Annotated in this window: 22 protein-coding genes and 2 tRNA genes; 14 read left to right on the top strand and 10 right to left on the bottom strand. The window is 66.0% G+C overall.

The window, feature by feature from the left end:
- Nucleotides 1-36: 36 nt before the first annotated feature.
- Nucleotides 37-240 carry a hypothetical protein gene (locus tag FQU85_RS08040; RefSeq protein WP_145846696.1) on the bottom strand — a complete coding sequence of 68 codons (204 nt, stop codon included), beginning with the start codon at nt 238-240 and terminating at the stop codon, nt 37-39.
- Between the two features lie 271 nt (nt 241-511).
- Between FQU85_RS08040 and FQU85_RS13485 the strand changes: the two genes are divergently transcribed.
- Both FQU85_RS13485 and FQU85_RS08050 read left to right on the top strand, forming a co-directional pair.
- Nucleotides 512-895, top strand: coding sequence for a hypothetical protein (locus FQU85_RS13485; RefSeq protein ID WP_206022023.1), 384 nt, complete (start codon nt 512-514; stop codon nt 893-895).
- Between the two features lie 19 nt (nt 896-914).
- The gene (locus tag FQU85_RS08050) at nt 915-1196 is read left to right on the top strand and encodes a hypothetical protein (protein WP_145846698.1); all 282 of its coding nucleotides are present in this window, start codon (nt 915-917) and stop codon (nt 1194-1196) included.
- Nucleotides 1197-1294: 98 nt separating this feature from the next.
- Here FQU85_RS08050 and FQU85_RS13490 read toward each other — a convergent pair whose 3' ends face one another.
- On the bottom strand, nt 1295-1450 hold the full coding sequence (locus FQU85_RS13490; protein WP_206022024.1) for an SHOCT domain-containing protein: 156 nt from the start codon (nt 1448-1450) through the stop codon (nt 1295-1297).
- A 127-nt stretch (nt 1451-1577) separates the two neighbouring features.
- Here FQU85_RS13490 and FQU85_RS08060 point away from each other — a divergent pair, with 127 nt between their 5' ends.
- The gene (locus tag FQU85_RS08060; protein WP_145846701.1) at nt 1578-2255 is read left to right on the top strand and encodes a hypothetical protein; all 678 of its coding nucleotides are present in this window, start codon (nt 1578-1580) and stop codon (nt 2253-2255) included.
- A gap of 690 nt (nt 2256-2945) precedes the next feature.
- On the opposite strand, the gene FQU85_RS08065 is transcribed toward FQU85_RS08060, so the two are convergent.
- The gene (locus FQU85_RS08065) at nt 2946-3689 is read right to left on the bottom strand and encodes a hypothetical protein (RefSeq protein ID WP_145846703.1); all 744 of its coding nucleotides are present in this window, start codon (nt 3687-3689) and stop codon (nt 2946-2948) included.
- 72 nt (nt 3690-3761) lie between these two features.
- Here FQU85_RS08065 and FQU85_RS08070 point away from each other — a divergent pair, with 72 nt between their 5' ends.
- Together FQU85_RS08070 and FQU85_RS08075 are read left to right on the top strand one after the other, a co-directional pair.
- Complete coding sequence (locus FQU85_RS08070) at nt 3762-3980, top strand: hypothetical protein (RefSeq protein WP_145846704.1); 219 nt, start codon at nt 3762-3764, stop codon at nt 3978-3980.
- 48 nt (nt 3981-4028) lie between these two features.
- Complete coding sequence (locus FQU85_RS08075) at nt 4029-4352, top strand: DUF5785 family protein (protein WP_206022025.1); 324 nt, start codon at nt 4029-4031, stop codon at nt 4350-4352.
- Here FQU85_RS08075 and udk read toward each other — a convergent pair.
- Nucleotides 4349-5005, bottom strand: a complete 657-nt coding sequence (gene udk, locus FQU85_RS08080; RefSeq protein WP_145846705.1) for a uridine kinase — start codon at nt 5003-5005, stop codon at nt 4349-4351. The genes FQU85_RS08075 and udk overlap by 4 nt on opposite strands.
- A 123-nt stretch (nt 5006-5128) precedes the next feature.
- Here udk and FQU85_RS08085 point away from each other — a divergent pair, with 123 nt between their 5' ends.
- From FQU85_RS08085 to FQU85_RS08100, 4 genes are all read left to right on the top strand, one after another.
- Nucleotides 5129-5677 (top strand): CBS domain-containing protein, encoded by a 549-nt coding sequence (locus FQU85_RS08085; protein ID WP_145846707.1) that lies wholly within the window; start codon nt 5129-5131, stop codon nt 5675-5677.
- Between the two features lie 36 nt (nt 5678-5713).
- Nucleotides 5714-6916, top strand: coding sequence for a phosphoglycerate kinase (locus tag FQU85_RS08090; RefSeq protein WP_145846709.1), 1203 nt, complete (start codon nt 5714-5716; stop codon nt 6914-6916).
- Nucleotides 6913-7398 (top strand): GNAT family N-acetyltransferase, encoded by a 486-nt coding sequence (locus tag FQU85_RS08095; RefSeq protein WP_145846711.1) that lies wholly within the window; start codon nt 6913-6915, stop codon nt 7396-7398. Before FQU85_RS08090 ends, FQU85_RS08095 begins: the two co-directional genes overlap by 4 nt.
- An 11-nt stretch (nt 7399-7409) precedes the next feature.
- Nucleotides 7410-7483, top strand: a tRNA-Thr gene (locus FQU85_RS08100).
- A gap of 261 nt (nt 7484-7744) precedes the next feature.
- Here the strand turns inward: FQU85_RS08100 and FQU85_RS08105 are convergent.
- Nucleotides 7745-8818, bottom strand: coding sequence for a hypothetical protein (locus FQU85_RS08105; protein ID WP_145846713.1), 1074 nt, complete (start codon nt 8816-8818; stop codon nt 7745-7747).
- A complete protein-coding gene (locus tag FQU85_RS08110) occupies nt 8815-8997 on the bottom strand; it encodes a DUF4177 domain-containing protein (protein ID WP_145846715.1) in 183 nt (60 codons plus the stop codon). The genes FQU85_RS08105 and FQU85_RS08110 overlap by 4 nt, the downstream gene beginning before the upstream one ends.
- 114 nt (nt 8998-9111) lie before the next feature.
- Here FQU85_RS08110 and FQU85_RS08115 point away from each other — a divergent pair, with 114 nt between their 5' ends.
- From FQU85_RS08115 to FQU85_RS13340, 4 genes are read left to right on the top strand one after another with little or no spacing between them, the layout of a single operon-like run.
- Complete coding sequence (locus FQU85_RS08115) at nt 9112-9909, top strand: aldo/keto reductase (protein WP_145846717.1); 798 nt, start codon at nt 9112-9114, stop codon at nt 9907-9909.
- Nucleotides 9910-9948: 39 nt separating this feature from the next.
- Nucleotides 9949-10968, top strand: a complete 1020-nt coding sequence (locus FQU85_RS08120) for a DUF5784 family protein (RefSeq protein ID WP_145846720.1) — start codon at nt 9949-9951, stop codon at nt 10966-10968.
- A 25-nt stretch (nt 10969-10993) separates the two neighbouring features.
- The gene (locus tag FQU85_RS08125; RefSeq protein ID WP_145846722.1) at nt 10994-13363 is read left to right on the top strand and encodes an ATP-dependent DNA helicase; all 2370 of its coding nucleotides are present in this window, start codon (nt 10994-10996) and stop codon (nt 13361-13363) included.
- 27 nt (nt 13364-13390) lie between these two features.
- Complete coding sequence (locus FQU85_RS13340) at nt 13391-13561, top strand: HEWD family protein (protein WP_168219959.1); 171 nt, start codon at nt 13391-13393, stop codon at nt 13559-13561.
- On the opposite strand, the gene FQU85_RS08130 is transcribed toward FQU85_RS13340, so the two are convergent.
- Nucleotides 13539-13754, bottom strand: a complete 216-nt coding sequence (locus tag FQU85_RS08130; protein ID WP_145846724.1) for a TrmB family transcriptional regulator — start codon at nt 13752-13754, stop codon at nt 13539-13541. The genes FQU85_RS13340 and FQU85_RS08130 overlap by 23 nt on opposite strands.
- Before the next feature lie 97 nt (nt 13755-13851).
- Here FQU85_RS08130 and FQU85_RS08135 point away from each other — a divergent pair, with 97 nt between their 5' ends.
- Complete coding sequence (locus FQU85_RS08135) at nt 13852-14346, top strand: DapH/DapD/GlmU-related protein (protein ID WP_145846726.1); 495 nt, start codon at nt 13852-13854, stop codon at nt 14344-14346.
- On the opposite strand, the gene FQU85_RS08140 is transcribed toward FQU85_RS08135, so the two are convergent.
- The 3 genes from FQU85_RS08140 to FQU85_RS08150 all read right to left on the bottom strand — a co-directional run bounded on the left by FQU85_RS08140 (nt 14343) and on the right by FQU85_RS08150 (nt 16354).
- The gene (locus FQU85_RS08140; RefSeq protein ID WP_145846728.1) at nt 14343-15113 is read right to left on the bottom strand and encodes a mechanosensitive ion channel domain-containing protein; all 771 of its coding nucleotides are present in this window, start codon (nt 15111-15113) and stop codon (nt 14343-14345) included. The genes FQU85_RS08135 and FQU85_RS08140 overlap by 4 nt on opposite strands.
- A complete protein-coding gene (dacZ, locus tag FQU85_RS08145; RefSeq protein WP_145846730.1) occupies nt 15113-15925 on the bottom strand; it encodes a diadenylate cyclase DacZ in 813 nt (270 codons plus the stop codon). Before dacZ ends, FQU85_RS08140 begins: the two co-directional genes overlap by 1 nt.
- A gap of 344 nt (nt 15926-16269) precedes the next feature.
- Nucleotides 16270-16354, bottom strand: a tRNA-Leu gene (locus FQU85_RS08150).
- Between the last annotated feature and the right edge of the window lie 38 nt (nt 16355-16392).

Below are 16392 nucleotides of genomic sequence, written 5' to 3' on the forward strand. Positions count from 1 at the left end.
AGAGGTATCGAGCCGCCGACTGCCGTCCCGCGAGGGCTAACGGCAGTCAGTGAACCAGACCTGTACTTTTGCGATCTGTTTGCGTTTGATACGTCCGTCGTCGGCGAGGTCGTTCAGACGGCCATGGACGGCTTGTCGTGTCGCGTCGACTTCGTCGGCGACTTCTGATGTCCCTGCTGGCGCACATGCCTGTACTGCGGTCACGAGTTCGTCGTCATCGAACTTCCTCGGGCGGGGCATGGTTGTCTAAATGGTTCGTGAGGCCTTATTTCTTTCTTCTGTAGCAACCTATGTCGGCCGAGTGATGTTAATTGCTACAATGGAAAACTACTAAGTGGCACGCTCCCGTCACTGTCGAATGGAGTCACCGAGCGCATCAGAAAGATGCCCCGTGCTGGAACACGGGAGCAGGTGGCTTCGAGGTAGCGAAGCCATGACAGAGTTAGAGAGCGACCCTATTCAGGGTCACGATAGCACTGAAGAACGAACCAAACGGGCACTCACAGAGGCGATGAGCGTCCTCGACGGCGATGGCGGAGTCTACACCGTCGTCGGTGAGAACGGCGACACGTACCGTGTTGACGCCGTCGACGGCCGTTGTACGTGTCCCGACGCCCGTCACAACCTCGACGCCGATACGCCGTGTAAGCACGAGCGGCGTGTCCGTTTTGCAACGGGCGTGCAGGCGATTCCCGCCGCGTTCGACCCGACGAGTGTCGACGCCCTCCTCGGCGACCACGTCGACGAAACGCCCGTGTATGCCGCGACTGACGGCGGTGACGACGAGAGTCGTCCCGACGACTGCACCTGTCATCCCACCATGTCGGATCTGCCATGCTGGCCGTGTTACCGAGACGGGTTCGACGTCCCTGCGTCCGTAGAGACTGCTAACTAATCCACCGAAACCCAATCCAATGACCGAAACTGCCTCCCGCCGCGACCTGAGTCGTATCGAGACTGAATCGCATCAGACGGCCGAGAGCGGTTCGTGTCATAACGACGAGTGGCCTGATACTGTTACCCATGGGCGGCCGACGAACGTCGGTGACGATGTGCTTATCGGCGACACGGAAGCCTACGTCGCCCGCATCGAGGACGACGTCGTCTATCTGAACGAACGTGACGGTGACGGCGAGTACGTCGTTCCCAGGGAGATCGTCCCGTCGCATACGGTTTCCAACCCGCTAAACGGGTAGTTCGTCCGTCCCAGGGGTAGGGGTAGCGTCGTGGAAACGGACTATCGAATGTCTATTCTTGTCCGACGTCACGGACAGCGGTCACGTCTCGTGTCGACCTATATTTGGTCGAGTAGTTCGGCTTTCTTTGCTTCGAACTCCTCGTCCGAGATGACGTCGTCGTCGCGGAGTTCCTTCAACTCGCGGAGTCGGTCAAGTGGGTCGTCGTCGCTCTCCTGGGTCGCCGTGTCCGTCGTCCGTCGAGCGTCCATCATGTCGGCGAGGTATTTTCTCCTGCTGTACACCCTGATGATGTCAGACGAGTTTGGAATGATCGCCGTACATATACCACCACTTTTTTGACTTGATAGGTACTTAGTTAGGATTGGAGAAGGAGCCACTATGTCCCGACCGAACATTCCAGATCAGTTAGTCGAGGAAGTCGAAGAGATCCACAAAGAACACCGTGACTACGAGGCGAATACAGTGCAAGAAGCACTGGCAACCGTCACCGATGTCGCAAAGCAGTCCTCTGAAGAAATATCGACCGAGGAGACTCGAACATACGATATCGAAGATCCCATCCAGCGAGCAATTAAAGCAGGCATGACGAGTCCAAGCGATCTCACTTCACCAGACGGAACCCCAACAAGCCCACTTAGTCTCTTAGGAATACAGTTGGCGAGGGAACCGCGACACAGCGCGGGAAAAGGTGTTATCAATGCACAGAAGGCAATCAAGTCGATTCGACAACGAGAAGACGAGGGGGAAATCACGACCCATACAGCAGACCAACTCGTCAAGACCTATCGGAAAGCGTTAGAGATCCATATCGACGCAAAGCAGGATCAGCGAGAACGAGACGACGAAGACTTCCAAGGAGCAAACGATCTCAAAGACGCGATTGATGAATTTCTGCATGAGAACTACATCGAAGAAGAATTTGAACGGAAGACAGGTTTCACAGACTTCGATATCGGGATAGAGGGGCTGTTCGAACTCATGGTGTTGCATCTGGATCAGAATGAGAGCGAGATATCCACCGAGCCATTAGACAAGAGCACGCTACCAGAAAACTAGAAGAACAACCCCACATCACATTTTCCACCAAATAAATACCTACAAACAAATATTTGTTTGTTGGAGTATACTCTGAAATAGTTACTCCTCCGTAAGAAATACTTATTTCATATATGAATTAAGTAATAATTTTATTGTGTCATTCCCCTAAGGAGAGTAAGAGGGAAGACAACGTGCAGTTTCGGAAATTGTCATTCCACCCATCTCTCACCCGAAGCCCTGTGGCGTTTGAGCGGGGGCGAGGCGAAGACTGACGCAACGGGGGCGGACACCGACGGCCGCGGCGGCGACGGCGTCGTCGGACGGCGAGGGATTCGTCGGGAGCGGCGTCGGGCACCGAGGCCGTCCGTCAGTCCGCCCGCCACCCCCTATCAGTTGATAGGGATAGCACCGTACATGGGTGGGTGGTTCGAGATCGAGAGTCCCTGTATGTGATGGGCGTCCAGTGACGTAGATACCGCTTCGACGGTCAATCACGCTGCAAGTGGGGGTGGGCCATCGGCCCAGGGATTTATGGCAGTCGTTCAAGAATACACGCGATAGGTGCAAGCGGGGACTTAAACCCCTCCACGTCTGTCACGGGATTCGGTGGTAGCGGCCTGCTGTGCGGGTGCTGTGCGGCGCAATAGGCCGCTCTGCCACCTCACCTCGTGTGGGTGGAGTCGGAGCGCGCACTTTACGGTGTCGTCTCTACGCGCGCTGGAGGCCGTCGTCGGTGAGGTGGACGCCGAGTTCCGCGAGGTACCGGGCGGTGTGAGTGGGCGTGATGCGGCCTGCGCGGCGGCGGGCGTCGAGCGTGGGGAGGAGGGTTTCGAGGTCGCTGCCGGTGCGGACGAGGGGTTGGTGGGAGAGGAAGTCCACGTCGCCGCCGGCGTCTCGGGCGCGGGCGGTGAGGGTGTCCAGTTCGGGGGTGGTGTACGCGCCGGCGAAGTCGATGGGGTGGGTGAAGCCGGCGTAGTGGACGCGACCCCGGTCACTCGGGCCGAGGACGACGTCGCGGCGGCGGAGTTTCATCGCGGCGCTGTCGAGGTCTTTTCGGGCGAGGAGGGGGGCGCGGGGGTCGACGACGGCCACGGAGGATTCGTCCTCGTCCCGGAGGAGGTGGGTGACGGTGTTGCCGACGCGGGCGTCGTAGCCCGAGCCGACCTGCACCTCGAAGCGCGCTTCGCCGGGGTCTTCGAGGGCGTCCGTGACGACCGCACGGAGATCGGCCTCGGGCGGCCGGCCGGTCTCGTGTTCGGGCGGGATGTCGTCGGCGGGCGGGTAGTTGACGAGGAGGCTCCCGCCGCTGGTGGCGGCGGCGACGCACGCGTCTTTCACCATCGCCTCGTAGAGCGCGGTGGCTTCGGACTCGGTGAGCGGCGACGTGTCGGGGAGGTCGGGAAGGACGAGGCCGTCCCGGGGCGGGTCGGCGAGCAGGACGTGAACGGTCATACTCGGTCGTGGTTCGGGCGCGCCCTAAATGGCGATGATTACGGCTAAGGGCCTCCGGAGTGAGACGCTGGTATGGACTGGGATACGCTTGTCGGCGCGCTCGGGGTGCTCGGCATCCTCGTGGGCGCGCTCGGCGCGCTGGTGTCGCTCGGAACGAACGCGCTCGCCGCCCCTGCGGGCTACACCGTCGCGGCGGCGGGCGCGACGCTCGCGGTCGGCTGGGGCGTCGTCGCCGTCGTCGCGCTCGTGGGCGCGGGGAGTGCGGCGACGAAGACGACGCCGTACTGGTAGCGTACCGCGAAAGATGGCTTTTTGACCCCCGGCGTCGAACCCGTGCGTATGGACGACATGTACGACCCGTCGGGCCGGGACTGGCCGCACGACCCGGACGGCGAGGAGGGTAGCGAGGGCGGACGCCAGTACGGGATGGCCGTCCTGTCGAAGAAGGTCGACGAGGACGAGGACTTCCCGCTTCGGACGGACGCGTTCGTCGAGGAGTACGGCGACGACCCCGTCCGCATCAACTACGAGAAGGTCGTCTCGGTGTCCGAGATCTTCGAGCACGTCGAACCCGAGGAGTTCGAGACGAAGGTGGAGTTCTGGAAGAAGGTCGGTGACGGGATGCGGGCGGGCGACCTCTGGGACTTCCAGCCGCAGGCCTAGAGCTGGTTTTCGGCTTCGCGGGCCGCCCACTCCGCGAACGCGCCCGTTTCGGCTTGCACTTTCTCCTCGAGGAGGTTCACCGCGACGGAGTTCGCGCCCTCGGGAATGATGATGTCGGCGTGCTTCTTCGTCGGTTCGACGAACTGTTCGTGCATCGGTTTCACCGTGGAGAGGTACTGCTCCATCACGCCTTCGAGCTCGCGGCCGCGTTCGAGCACGTCGCGGTCGATGCGGCGGAGGATGCGCACGTCGGCGTCGGTCTCGACGTAGATGTGGAGGTCGAGCATGTCGTTCACGCGCTCGTCGTAGAGCGCGAGAATTCCTTCCAAGACGATGACGTCCGTGGGTTCGACGGTGACGCGTTCGTCCTGCCGGACGTGTTCGCTGAAGTCGTACTGCGGCATCTCGACGGCTTGCCCGGAGAGGAGGCGGTCGAGGTGGCTGTGGAGGAGGTTCCACTCGAACGCGTCGGGGTGGTCGTAGTTGGCGTCCGCGCGCTCCTCGAAGCTCATGTGACTGAGATCCTCGTAGTAGTTGTCGAGGGGGACACGGGTGACGGCTTCGCCGACGTTCTCCGTGATTTCGCGGGCGACGGTCGTCTTCCCCGCGCCCGTTCCGCCAGCGATGCCGATGGCGAACGAGGGAATGGTCATTACTCACTGGGAGTTCGGACTGGCGTTTACAGTCTTCGGCTTCGGGTCGCGCCCGGTATGGCGTCCCACACGCCTAAGGCTACCGGGGAAACGGTTTAGTCCCGATGTGTGGTACGTAATAGCATGAATGGTGTGCCCGTGCGGGAGGTGATGGATCGCGACTACGTCGGCGTGAGCGAATCGGACAGCCTCGACGCCGCCGTGCGAACCATCCGGGAGGCGGACGCGACCGGCGCGCTCGTCCTCCGCGGCGGCGACGCCGTCGGCTACCTCTCGACGAGCGACGTGCTCGACCACCTCGCGGACGCGGGCGCGCTCGACGGCGCTGTCGGGGACGCGATGACGGACGTCCCGCCGTCCCTCCGCCCCGAGGCCGCCGTCGAGGACGCCGCGACCCGTCTCACGTCCGCGAACACCCGGCACGTCGTCGTCGCGAACGGCGAGGGCGTGCTCGGTCTCGTGGACGCAACCGACCTCGTTCGCGGCGGCCCCGAACCCGCCGCGTCACCGCGGGCCCAGGAGGCACCCGAGTCCGCCACGCCCGACGACCGAGTCGGCGAACCGGACGACACGTACTCCCACCGGAGCGTCTGCGAGGTCTGCGGCGCGCTCGCGGACGGCCTCTCGAACGTGAACGGGCGACTCGTTTGCGCGGACTGCCGAACGGTATAACAACGCCTATACGCACCCCGGAGTAGGCTTCGAGTGATGGCGATTCGGACTCTCGACGACCTCGACGCCGCCGGGACGACAGTCGGCGTGCGCGTCGACATCAACAGCCCGCTCGCGAACGACCGCTCGCTCGCGGACGACGCCCGCCTGCGCGCGCACGTCGAGACGCTCGACGAACTCCTCGACCGTGGTGCCCGCGTCGCCGTGCTCGCCCACCAGGGCCGGCCCGGCGGCGACGAGTTCGCCCGCCTCGAACCCCACGCCGAACGCCTCGACGAACTGCTCTCGGGGCCGGTGTCGTACTGCGACGCCACCTTCACCGTCGGCGCGCGCGACGCTATCGGGGCGCTCGACGACGGCGAGGCCGTCCTCCTGGAGAACACGCGGTTCTACAGCGAGGAGTACATGGAGTTCGACCCCGAGCGCGCGAGCGAGACGTTCCTCGTCGAGCGGCTCTCGCCCGCGCTCGACGCGTACGTGAACGACGCGTTCGCGGCCGCACACCGCAGTCAGCCGAGCCTCGTCGGCTTCCCGCCCGTCCTCGACGCCTACGCGGGCCGAGTGATGGAGGCGGAACTCGACGTTCTCGGCAGCGTGAACGACCAGCCCGACCCCCGCGTCGACATCGTCGGCGGCGCGAAGGTCGCGGACTCCATCGACGTGGTGCGCCACGTCCTCGAACACGACCTCGCGACCGAAGTCCTCACCACGGGCGTCGTCGCGAACGTGTTCATGCTCGCCGCGAGCGTCGATATCGGGGACGCGAGCGCCGCGTTCGTCCGCGAGGAAGGCTACTGGGATCAGGTCGAACGCGCAGCCACGCTGCTCGACGGCCACCGCGACCGCGTCCGCCTCCCCGTCGACGTGGCGGTCGAGCGGGACGGCGAGCGAACGGAACTCGACCGAGACACCCTTCCGCCGCGCGAGAACGAGTCCGTGATGGACATCGGCCACGGCACAATCGAGGCTTATTCTCGCGTCGTCGCGGACGCCGGAACCGTCGTGTTGAACGGGCCCGCGGGCGTGTTCGAGGACGCCGTGTTCGCGGACGGCACCCGCGAACTGTTCACCGCGGTCGCGGAGTCCGACGCGTACAGCATCGTCGGCGGCGGAGACAGCGCGGCCGCGATTCGCCGATTCGGCATCGAGGGCTTCGATCACGTCAGCACGGGCGGCGGCGCCGCGCTCCGCATGCTCACCGGCGAACCCCTGCCCGCGGTGGACGCGCTCGACCAGTGACCACCATCGAGGCCGCGACCACCGACGACCTGGACGCCCTCGTCGAGCAGTGGGCGGCGCTCGTCGAAGGCCAGCGCCGCCACGGCACCCACCTGCTCGCCGCCGAGAACCGGAACGCCGCCCGCGGCGTCCTCGGCCAACGCATCGCCGCCGACCAGCTTCGCGTCGCCCGCGACGGCGACGGCCGTCTCGGATTCGCGACCTACTACCTCGAAGACGGACTCTACGACCAGGACGCCACCCGCGGCATCGTCGAGAACGTCTACGTCGACCCTCCGCACCGAAACCAGGGCATCGGCTCCCGACTCCTCGACGCCGCCGAAACCGAACTCGAAGCCCGCGGCGCGGACACGCTCGCCATCGCTGTCATGGCCGACAACGACGCCGCCCGCGGACTCTACGAATCCCGGGGGTACGCAGCCCACCGCGTCATCCTGGAAAAACCGGCGGAAAACGATACCCACACAAACCCCGAGAGCTAATCTCGACTCGCGCCAAGGGAGCTTGGGCGGTTCAAGCACTCGATTTGTAATCGAGAATTCGAGGGTTCAAATCCCTCCCTTGGCTCTTCTCCGAGCGAACGAGCGAGGGGAGAGCCATCAGGGGATTTTAATCACGAGAGTCGCAGCCGAGCGAGAGCGAGGTCGTCTCTCGGCGGTTCAAATCCCTCCCTTGGCTCGTACCTTTTTACTGCGCTCGCTTCGCTCGCTGGTAAAAAGCTACGCTAAAAAGCCGTCGCCCCTTCAGCCGCGGCTTCGCCGCGTTAGTCGGGGCTCGGCCCGCGCTCGCTTCGCTCGCGCGGCGGGAGGACTGGACGTTCCGCCGCTGTTATCGCTGTGAGCGGCGGAGGATGAGGGGGCCGATTGCGAGGGTGCGTTTGGCGATGGTGGCGATGCGGGCGATGTAGGAGACGAGGAGGAGGAAGGGGAAGACGGAGACGGTGAAGGCGGCGGCGACGAGGAGGAGGACGTTCTCGACGCCGAGGGTGGTTCCGGGGACGGTGCCGGTGCCGAAGAAGCCGAGCATGCCGCCGGTGACGACGAGCGCGGGGATTGAGACGTAGAGGATGAGCTGGGAGAGGTCGATGAGCGACCACTGGAAGTAGAGCGTTTTGATGTGTTCGCGGGCGGGGCCGAACATGGAGAGCGCCGTGTGGAGGTCGGCGAGGAGGCGGTCGGCGTCGTCGCTGACTTCGCCGGCGTACTCGTTCTGGAGGCGTTCGACCTGGAATATCTTCCAGCCGTAGTTGAAGTCGAGGGCGGCGTGGAGGACGCTGAACTCGCCGAACTGCGCGCCTTCAAGTTGGTCGCGCACGGCGTCCGCGTTCCCGGTGAGGCTGTCCGTGAACTCGTCGACTTCTTCGCGGAGGTCGTCGTTGTCGCTGCCGGCGACGCCGTCCCGGAGGGCTTCGGCGCGGCGCTGGGTTTCGTTCACGAGTTCGCGGAGGAACGCGGAGGGGTCGACGGGCGAGGGGTGGCCGTACATCTCGCCGACGAACTCGCGGAAGTCCATCGTGTTGCTCATGCGGTCGTGCTGGTCGCCGAGCGGGCCGTTCTCCTGGGAGATGACGAGCTGGCTGATGGTGACGATGAGTGTGGTGCCGGTGATGATCGCGCCGAGCATCGTGGAGAAGATGGTGGCCTTCGTGTCGTCCGTCGCGAGGTTCGCGGCGAGGTCGTTCACGCTCCCGACGGCGACGAACGAGGCGAACACGAAGACGGCGAGCGCGCCCGCGACGAGGAGGCGGTTCGCGCTCAACAGCACGCGGAGTTTGATCCGGCTCTCGTTCGCGCGTTCGCGCATCGTGTTCGCGGTGGAGATGTCGGCCGTGTCCTCGGCGGTCTCGATGTCCGTGTCGGACTCCGCGTCGACGTCCACGTCCCGGTCCGGTGACGCGCTCATCGGTCCACCGGGCGCTTGAGGACGAGAAACTTCGTCCCGCCGTCCGCGTAGTCGATGGTGTCGACGAGCTCCCAGCCGTCCGCGCCGAGTTTGTTCAACGCCTCTTTCGGGTCTTCGGCTTCCTTCTGCGTCGCGCCGCGCGGCGGACGCAGCGTCTCGTACTCCCACTCCCGTGACATAGGGACGGAAAGCCACGCAACGGGGAAAGGCGTGGCGGCTACCGCGGGGTTCTGCGCGGTTCCGCGCGGTTCTGCGTGGCGAACGCTTACTGTCCCGCGCGCAGAACGCCGCGTATGGACGACTCACTGACCCCGGGACTTGGTACGTCGGGGAACGACGAGTTCGCGCAGTGCGCCGAATCGGTCGAGACGGCGCTCGAACTCGGGTATCGACACGTCGACACGGCGCAGATGTACGACAACGAGGCCGCCGTGGGCGAGGGCGTCGCGAACACGGACGTCCCTCGTGAGGACGTGTTCGTCGCGACGAAGATCCATCCGGACAACCTCGCGGCCGACGACGTGCAATCGACGTTCGCGGCGAGCCTCGACCGACTCGGGCTGGAGTACGTCGACCTGCTGTACGTGCACTGGCCGATGGGCGCGTACGACCCCGACGGGACGCTGTCGGCGTTCGACGACCTGTACGCGGACGGCCGCGTGGAGAACGTCGCGGTGTCGAACTTCTCGCCCGACCTGCTCGCGGAGACCGTCGACCTGCTGGACGCGCCCGTGCTCGCGAACCAGTTCGAGTGCCATCCGTTCCTCCCGCAGGCGGAGTGGCGGGCCGCCTGCGAGGAGCACGGCGTGACGCCGGTCGCGTACTGCCCCCTCGCGCAGGGCGAGGTCGTCGGACATCCCGTGCTCGAAGCCGTCGCGGACGACCACGACGCGACCGCGCCCCAGGTGAGTCTGGCGTGGCTGGACGCGAAGGGCGTCGTGCCGATTCCGAAGGCGACCGGTGAGCCCCATCTCCGCGAGAACTGGCACGCCCGCGACCTTGACCTCGCCGACGGCGAAGTCGCGCGCATCGACGACATCGAGCGCGAGGAACGCCGCGTCGACCCCGACGCGGCCCCCTGGAACCGGTAGACTCGGAAGACTGAAACATCGACCTCGCGTACGTCTGGTGTGGCTCGGCCGCTCCGGTTCAGGTACTCCGGCGAGACGTGGAGCGACCAGCGGGTGCGCCGCGATATCCGCCAACCGCTCGACGACAACATCGGCGCGACCGCTCGCGACCCCCGGTTCAGTCCGCCGCCGGAGTACCGAGCGCGGCGCTTCGAGATGGCGAACGGCGATCTCGCGCTGTTCGCGTGGCATCCCAATACATCGGGCGCGTACTGGCTCGGGAACACGGAGACGCCGAGCGCGCTCTGGCGCACCGACAAGCGCGACTTCGAGAACGCGCCCTACGCGATTTCGCGCTGGGCGCAACGCGAGTTCCTCGACACGCTCCTCGACGAGGAGCCGTGGCTCGAACCCTATCGATATCTCGCGTGGTTCTTCCTCCCCGTCCTGTGTTCGAAGGACGGCCGGGAGACGACGCGGGCGTTCTTCCGCGAGCACGCCGCGGGGTTCCCGGACGCGAACCGGGACGACGCGCTCTCGTTCTACGACGACTTCCTCAAGACGGGCGTGTTCGAGGCGTACCGTCACGAGATGGCGTCGAAACTCGGGACGAGCCCGGAGTTCGATCTGGTGCGGATGAGCGCGACGATGAGCGAGTTCAACGTCGCGTACGTCCTCACGGAAGCGGGCTACGACCTCACGCCGGAAATCGAGGTGTCGACGGGGCACTCGCTCGACTTCCGCGCGGACGACCCCGGGGGGAACGGCGTGCTGGTGGAGGTCACGCGGCCGAATCCGCCGTCGCGGCGCACTGCGAACTCTCCCGTTGTGGCGCTGAAGGAGACGGTGGACACGAAGACGCGCGGGCAGTTGGAGGCGCACGGCGGCGGCGCGGTGCTGTTCGTGGACTGCTCGAGCTTCCACGCCGACGACTGGCAGCGGGTGCTCGGTGAGCGCCCCGACGTGGGGCATCGGCCGGCGGTCGTGTTCCGATTGCGGCCGGACGGAACGCTCTCGGGGTACGCGAAGGGTCGCGTTCCGATCGACGTGGACTTCGTGCTGGAATCCGCGACTTCTTAGGTGAAGCGGCCCCACCCGCGAGTAGATGAGCGAGTCCGCCTGGGAGTCCGTGTTCGGGTTCGAGGAGCCGTACGCGAACCAGGCGGACGCGATAGAGACCGCAATCGAGGTCGGGAAGCGACGCGGATTTCTCGCGATGGAAGGCCCCTGTGGTACCGGGAAGACGATGGCCGCGTTGACGGCGGGGGCGACGCTCGTGCGGGAGACGAGTCGGTTCGAGCGCGTGCTCGTCGTCACGCCGGTGAAGCAGCAACTCCAGCAGTTCGTAGAAGACCTCCGCGCGATGAACGACGACCTCGACGAGCCGATGAACGGCGTGTCGCTCGTGGGGAAGCGCGACCTGTGTCCGTACGGCCGCGAGGGCGTGTTCCCGCGGGACGCGAGCACGCACGAGCGCTGCGACGACCTCCGGGAGAACACGGCCGCCCTGGTGGAGGGCAGGGAGGGGTCGACGCGCGGCACGCCGACGGGCGAGGCGACGGCGGCGCTCCGACCCGAGGACGCCCTCGAAGACGCGTGGTGGGACGCCGGGACGGCGCGCCGGCTCGCCCGCGACGCCCGCCACGACGACCCGGAGACGCTTTCCGGCGCGCTCGCCACGGCGGGCGCTGAGTCGCCGTACGTCCGCCACCAGCCGAGCGCGCCCGACGAGGTGAGCGACGAGGACGCGCTCTACTGTCCGTTCGAGGCGGACTGGTACGGCCGCGAGAAGGGGTCGCCGCTCGGGTTCGACGCCGGCGAGAACCACGTCGTCACGGTGGACGAACTGCTTCCGGGGGCCGTCGAGTACGGGACGTGCCCGCACCGCGCGCAGTCAGTCCTGCTCGAACACGCCGACGTCATCGTGGGGAACTACAACCACCTCTTCGACCCGGGGACGCGCCCGCTTCTCGAAGGATTGCTCGACGAGGGAACGTTCGTGGTGGTGGACGAGGCCCATCGGATGGAGGAGCGCGTGCGCGACCTCCTGAGCGACCGCATCGGCCGGCACACGCTCGTTCGCGCGCGAAACGACTTCCAGACGCTCCTCCAGTACGCCCGACAGAGCCACGAGAACGAGCGCGAGTTCGACCAGAAACTCGCGGACTACGGCGCGACCCTGGACGCCGTCGAGGACGCGAAGAACCTCGTGGACGACGTCGTCGGCTGGCTCGACGACCGCGTCGAATCCCACCTGAGTACCGAGTACGGGACGCTCGACCCCGACCGGCTTCCCGAACGCGACCTCGAAATCCCGCTGCGCGACCCGGAGACGAACGAGGTGGACGACCTCACGGAGTGGGGGGAGGAGTCGGGGTACACGGGGGGAGTGTGGCGGTCGCTCGGCGACGTCGGATCCGCCGTCGAAGCCGTGCTGAACGAGGGCGACAACGACCGGCAGTGCGTCTGCACCGCGGTCGGCCAACTCCTCGGCGCGTGGTGGGAGCGCGACCACGTCTCGTTCTTCCGGGAGATAGAACTCGAACACGCGCCCGCGGACGCCGGCTCGGTCTCCCGGACGTACGAGGCGGCGTACACGCCCGCGCTCGTCACGTACAACTGCATGCCCGGCGACCAGATTCGGGGCGTGCTCGAGGAGGTCGGCGGGGGCGTGCTGATGAGCGCGACGCTCGAACCGATCGACGTGTTCCGCGAGGTCGTCGGCCTGGACGCCCTGGAGAGCGGCGACGACCGCCCCGTCGTGGAGCGCACGTACGACATGGTGTTCCCCGAGTCGAACCGCGCGAGTTACGTTGTGGACGCCGCGCCGTTCACGCGCTCGAATCGGGGTGAACCCGGTGAGCCGACGCGGACGCGCGACCAGTACGAGTACGTCCTGCGAACGGTCGCGCGCAGTCCGGGGAACGTTCTGGTGTGCATGCCGAACTACCGGGAGGCGGCGTGGGCGGGCGAGTACCTCGCTGACGCCGTGGAGAAGGAGGTGCTCGTGGATTCGAGTTCGTCGAACGAGGCGACGGACGACCTGAAGGCCGAGTTCTTCGCCGGCCCGGGGAAGGTGCTCGCCACGAGCACGCGCGGGACGCTGACCGAGGGCGTTGACTACGACGGCGAGAAGCTCGCGGCGTGTCTCGTCGTCGGGATTCCGCTCGTGAACATCGGGTCGCCGCGCGTCCGCGCGGTCCGCCACGCGTACGGCGACGCGTTCGGCGAGGAGCGGGCGTTCGAGTACGCGCTCACGGTACCCGCGGTTCGGCGCTCCCGGCAGGCCATCGGCCGCGTCATCCGCGGCCGGGACGAGGTCGGCGTGCGCGTGCTCGCGGGCCGGCGGTACGTCGAGGGCGCGCGCCACTCCGTCCACGAGTACCTCTCGCCGGAGGAGCGCGCGGAGTTCGTGCGGATGACGCCGGAGTTCCTCGGCGACCAGCTCGGCGCGTTCTGGCGCGACCACAAGTAACGTGGTTCTCGGGCACGTACCACGCGCATGGTCGAAATCAGGACGCCTGACGAGCGGTCGTGTCTCCGCTGCGGTCGACGGGAAGTGTGGGACGAGGACGCCGGCGCGTGGCAGGTCGGCGACGACGAAGTCGGGGACGTGTACTGCATCCACGACTGGGACGTGACCGGCGAGTTCACGCCGGTCGCGAAACCGTAGCGAATCCCTCGGTCGTCCGCCGGACGTGCCCCGTCTCGCGGAGCGACCGCAGGACGGTGAGGAGCGTGAGCTGTGAGAGGCCGAGTGCCGCCTGAATGTCGGAGAGCGACGCGGTTCCTTCGGTTCTGAGGTAGAGGTAGACGAGTTTTCCGCGCGCCGACGCCACTTCGTTCGGTATCTGTCGTTGACTCATTCGTCAGTCGGCGAAACGGGTACGACGAACATAAAAACTGGTCTCGACGTTCGTCGAAACACGTGGGTTTTAGCGCGCTCGCCGCCTACTCGTCGGCGTGACCGAGCGACGCCACGACCGCCTCGACCGCCACCCGACGGTCGGCCCCCGGAACTCCCTCCGCCACTGGCCGGACGCCGTCCACCCGCTTCGCGTGGCGCTCAACTACGCCGTCGTCGTGCTCGCGCGCATCACGCCGAGCATGCGACTGAAGAACTGGCTCTACACGACCGTCCTCGGGATGACGGTCGAACCCGGCGCGTCGTGGGGCCTGGAGGCGACCCCTGACGTGTTCTGGCCGCACCTCATCACCGTGAAGGCGGACGCCATCGTCGGGTACGACGCGACGGTTCTCTGCCACGAATTCCTCCAGGACGAGTACCGAACGGGCGAGGTCGTAATCGGCGAGCGCGCGATGATCGGGGCGGGCGCGGTCGTCCTCCCCGGAGTCGAAATCGGCGCGGACGCGCAGGTCGCGGCGAACAGCCTCGTCGCCGAAGACGTGCCCGAGGGCGCGACTGTCGCGGGCGTCCCCGCGGACGTCGTGGATTAGTCGATGACGCGGACGACGCCCGACCGAATCACGAGGTGGTTCGGGATGACGTACTCCGTGCCGTCGTCCTCGATGCGCGTGACGAACACGTCCACTTCCTGCACGAACCCCTCCATGTCCTCGACGCGAATCGTGTCCCCGATGCCGTATGGTTCGGTGAGGAGGAGGTAGAGACCGGCGGCGCCCGCCGCGAGCAGGTCGCGGGTCGCCACGAGAAAGGCGAGGATACCGGCGGCGAGGTAGGCGGCGAACGCGATCACGAGCGCCATCGTCGCGACGCCGAGCTGGCTGAGCGCGACGAGGACGGCGACGAACACGACGCTGTACCGGGCAGCAACGGGAAGCACGCCGATTTCCGGGAGCTTCACGCCGCGGAGGCGCTCGCTCACGGCGAGCTCGGCCTTGTCGCCCGCGATGAGGCCGACGACGAGCACGACGAGCGCGATGACGACGTTCGGGAGGTAGCCAGTCACCTGCACCCAGAGCGCCGTCGCGAGAAGCGGATTCACGACGCGTAGCGCGAGGACGAGGGCGACACCGTAGATGACCCAGCCGGAGATGCGGGCGACGAACGCCGTCGTCGTTGTCCCGAAGTTTCGGGCGGTGCGCTCGACGCTCGTCCCCTCGACGGCGTCCCCGACGCCGAGCGCGGCCATCACGCGCTCGTTCATCCGGCGCGCGACAGCACCCGTCACCACCCCGAACGCGACGATGACGGCGGCGAGAATGTAGTCGTAGTTCTCCGCGACGAACTGGGATACGTCCATCAGTACGCCTCCGGGTCGAGTTCTAAGACCAGTTCACCGCCCTTGAACGCGCGAACGAGCCCGTCGCTCTCCGAGAGGACGACCGAGACGGCGTTCGTGTCCCGGGTGATGGACGCCGCGGCCATGTGGCGGGTGCCGAGGCCCTTCGGGATGTCCACGCCCTCCGCGCTCGGTTCAAGGTAGCGGTACGCGGACGCGATCTTCCCCGAGTCCGTGATGACGAACGCGCCATCCAAGCGTGAAAACTCCTTCAGCATGACGTTCACGATCGGGTCGCCGACGTGCACGTGCGACTTCTCGAACGGATTGTAGCTCAGGGGCCGGCTCTTGTTCATCACCTTCCCCGCGTCCCCGACGACGAACAGTGCGCCGACGGGCTTGCCCTTCTGGCCTTTCCGACCGAGTTCGATGACCACGTCGAGCACGTCCCGGATGACGCTCGGATCCGCGCGCGAGTTCACGAACAGGTCGTAGATGCCGGAGTGCGCGGACTCGTCCGCCCGCACGCGACTCATCGTGTCGATGTCGTCCCCGAACACGTTCGTCGCGCACGCGATCAGTTCGCCGTCCTCGACGAGTCCCTCGTCCAGCGCGCCCTCGACGCCGAAGCGCACGCGCTCCGTCACGTCCGCGAACTCGAGGGGAAGTTCGACGAACTCGTCCGCGCCGACCGCGTTCTCCTGCGCGACAACGACCACGTCGGTGTCCTCCAGGTCGGCCGCGCGCTCGTAGTACGACCCGCTCGGCGAGAACAGGAAGAGCGCGTCGACGCCGTCCACGAGATCGGTCGCGAGACCGGAGAGCGAACTCATTACTCCTACGTCGTGTGCGGGTTACGAAAAGGATTGCGGGCTGTCAGACGCCCGTCGAACACTTCTCCCGTCGATTCGCTCCTCCTCGCGCAGTCGCTCCTCACTTCGTTCGCCGCATCGCTCGTCAGTGCGCGAGACCGGATTCGAACTATCGTCAGACTCACTCCGTTCGCCTGACTGAGTTCGAATTCGCTCGTCAGTGCGCGAGACCGGATTCGAACTATCGTCAGACTCACTCCGTTCGCCTGACTGAGTTCGAATTCGCTCGTCAGTGCGCGAGACCGGATTCGAACTATCGTCAGACTCACTCCGTTCGCCTGACTGAGTTCGAATTCGCTCGTCAGTGCGCGGGACCGGATTCGAACCGGCGAAGGTCTACACCATAGCGTCCTAAGCGCTACGCCTTTGGCCTGGCTTGGCGACCCGCGCGCACTTCCCGGTAGCCGCGTCCGGCACAAGTACGTGAC

This window comes from Salarchaeum sp. JOR-1 (assembly GCF_007833275.1).
Lineage (GTDB): Archaea > Halobacteriota > Halobacteria > Halobacteriales > Halobacteriaceae > Salarchaeum.

What these genes read in the sequence shown, in the direction of transcription:
- FQU85_RS08040 (WP_145846696.1), bottom strand. Translation starts at nt 240, where the DNA reads ATGCCCCGCCCGAGGAAGTTCGATGACGACGAACTCGTGACCGCAGTA.
- FQU85_RS13485 (WP_206022023.1), top strand. Translation starts at nt 512, where the DNA reads ATGAGCGTCCTCGACGGCGATGGCGGAGTCTACACCGTCGTCGGTGAG.
- FQU85_RS08050 (WP_145846698.1), top strand. Translation starts at nt 915, where the DNA reads ATGACCGAAACTGCCTCCCGCCGCGACCTGAGTCGTATCGAGACTGAA.
- FQU85_RS13490 (WP_206022024.1), bottom strand. Translation starts at nt 1,450, where the DNA reads ATGATGGACGCTCGACGGACGACGGACACGGCGACCCAGGAGAGCGAC.
- FQU85_RS08060 (WP_145846701.1), top strand. Translation starts at nt 1,578, where the DNA reads ATGTCCCGACCGAACATTCCAGATCAGTTAGTCGAGGAAGTCGAAGAG.
- FQU85_RS08065 (WP_145846703.1), bottom strand. Translation starts at nt 3,689, where the DNA reads ATGACCGTTCACGTCCTGCTCGCCGACCCGCCCCGGGACGGCCTCGTC.
- FQU85_RS08070 (WP_145846704.1), top strand. Translation starts at nt 3,762, where the DNA reads ATGGACTGGGATACGCTTGTCGGCGCGCTCGGGGTGCTCGGCATCCTC.
- FQU85_RS08075 (WP_206022025.1), top strand. Translation starts at nt 4,029, where the DNA reads ATGGACGACATGTACGACCCGTCGGGCCGGGACTGGCCGCACGACCCG.
- udk (WP_145846705.1), bottom strand. Translation starts at nt 5,005, where the DNA reads ATGACCATTCCCTCGTTCGCCATCGGCATCGCTGGCGGAACGGGCGCG.
- FQU85_RS08085 (WP_145846707.1), top strand. Translation starts at nt 5,129, where the DNA reads ATGAATGGTGTGCCCGTGCGGGAGGTGATGGATCGCGACTACGTCGGC.
- FQU85_RS08090 (WP_145846709.1), top strand. Translation starts at nt 5,714, where the DNA reads ATGGCGATTCGGACTCTCGACGACCTCGACGCCGCCGGGACGACAGTC.
- FQU85_RS08105 (WP_145846713.1), bottom strand. Translation starts at nt 8,818, where the DNA reads ATGAGCGCGTCACCGGACCGGGACGTGGACGTCGACGCGGAGTCCGAC.
- FQU85_RS08110 (WP_145846715.1), bottom strand. Translation starts at nt 8,997, where the DNA reads ATGTCACGGGAGTGGGAGTACGAGACGCTGCGTCCGCCGCGCGGCGCG.
- FQU85_RS08115 (WP_145846717.1), top strand. Translation starts at nt 9,112, where the DNA reads ATGGACGACTCACTGACCCCGGGACTTGGTACGTCGGGGAACGACGAG.
- FQU85_RS08125 (WP_145846722.1), top strand. Translation starts at nt 10,994, where the DNA reads ATGAGCGAGTCCGCCTGGGAGTCCGTGTTCGGGTTCGAGGAGCCGTAC.
- FQU85_RS13340 (WP_168219959.1), top strand. Translation starts at nt 13,391, where the DNA reads ATGGTCGAAATCAGGACGCCTGACGAGCGGTCGTGTCTCCGCTGCGGT.
- FQU85_RS08130 (WP_145846724.1), bottom strand. Translation starts at nt 13,754, where the DNA reads ATGAGTCAACGACAGATACCGAACGAAGTGGCGTCGGCGCGCGGAAAA.
- FQU85_RS08140 (WP_145846728.1), bottom strand. Translation starts at nt 15,113, where the DNA reads ATGGACGTATCCCAGTTCGTCGCGGAGAACTACGACTACATTCTCGCC.
- dacZ (WP_145846730.1), bottom strand. Translation starts at nt 15,925, where the DNA reads ATGAGTTCGCTCTCCGGTCTCGCGACCGATCTCGTGGACGGCGTCGAC.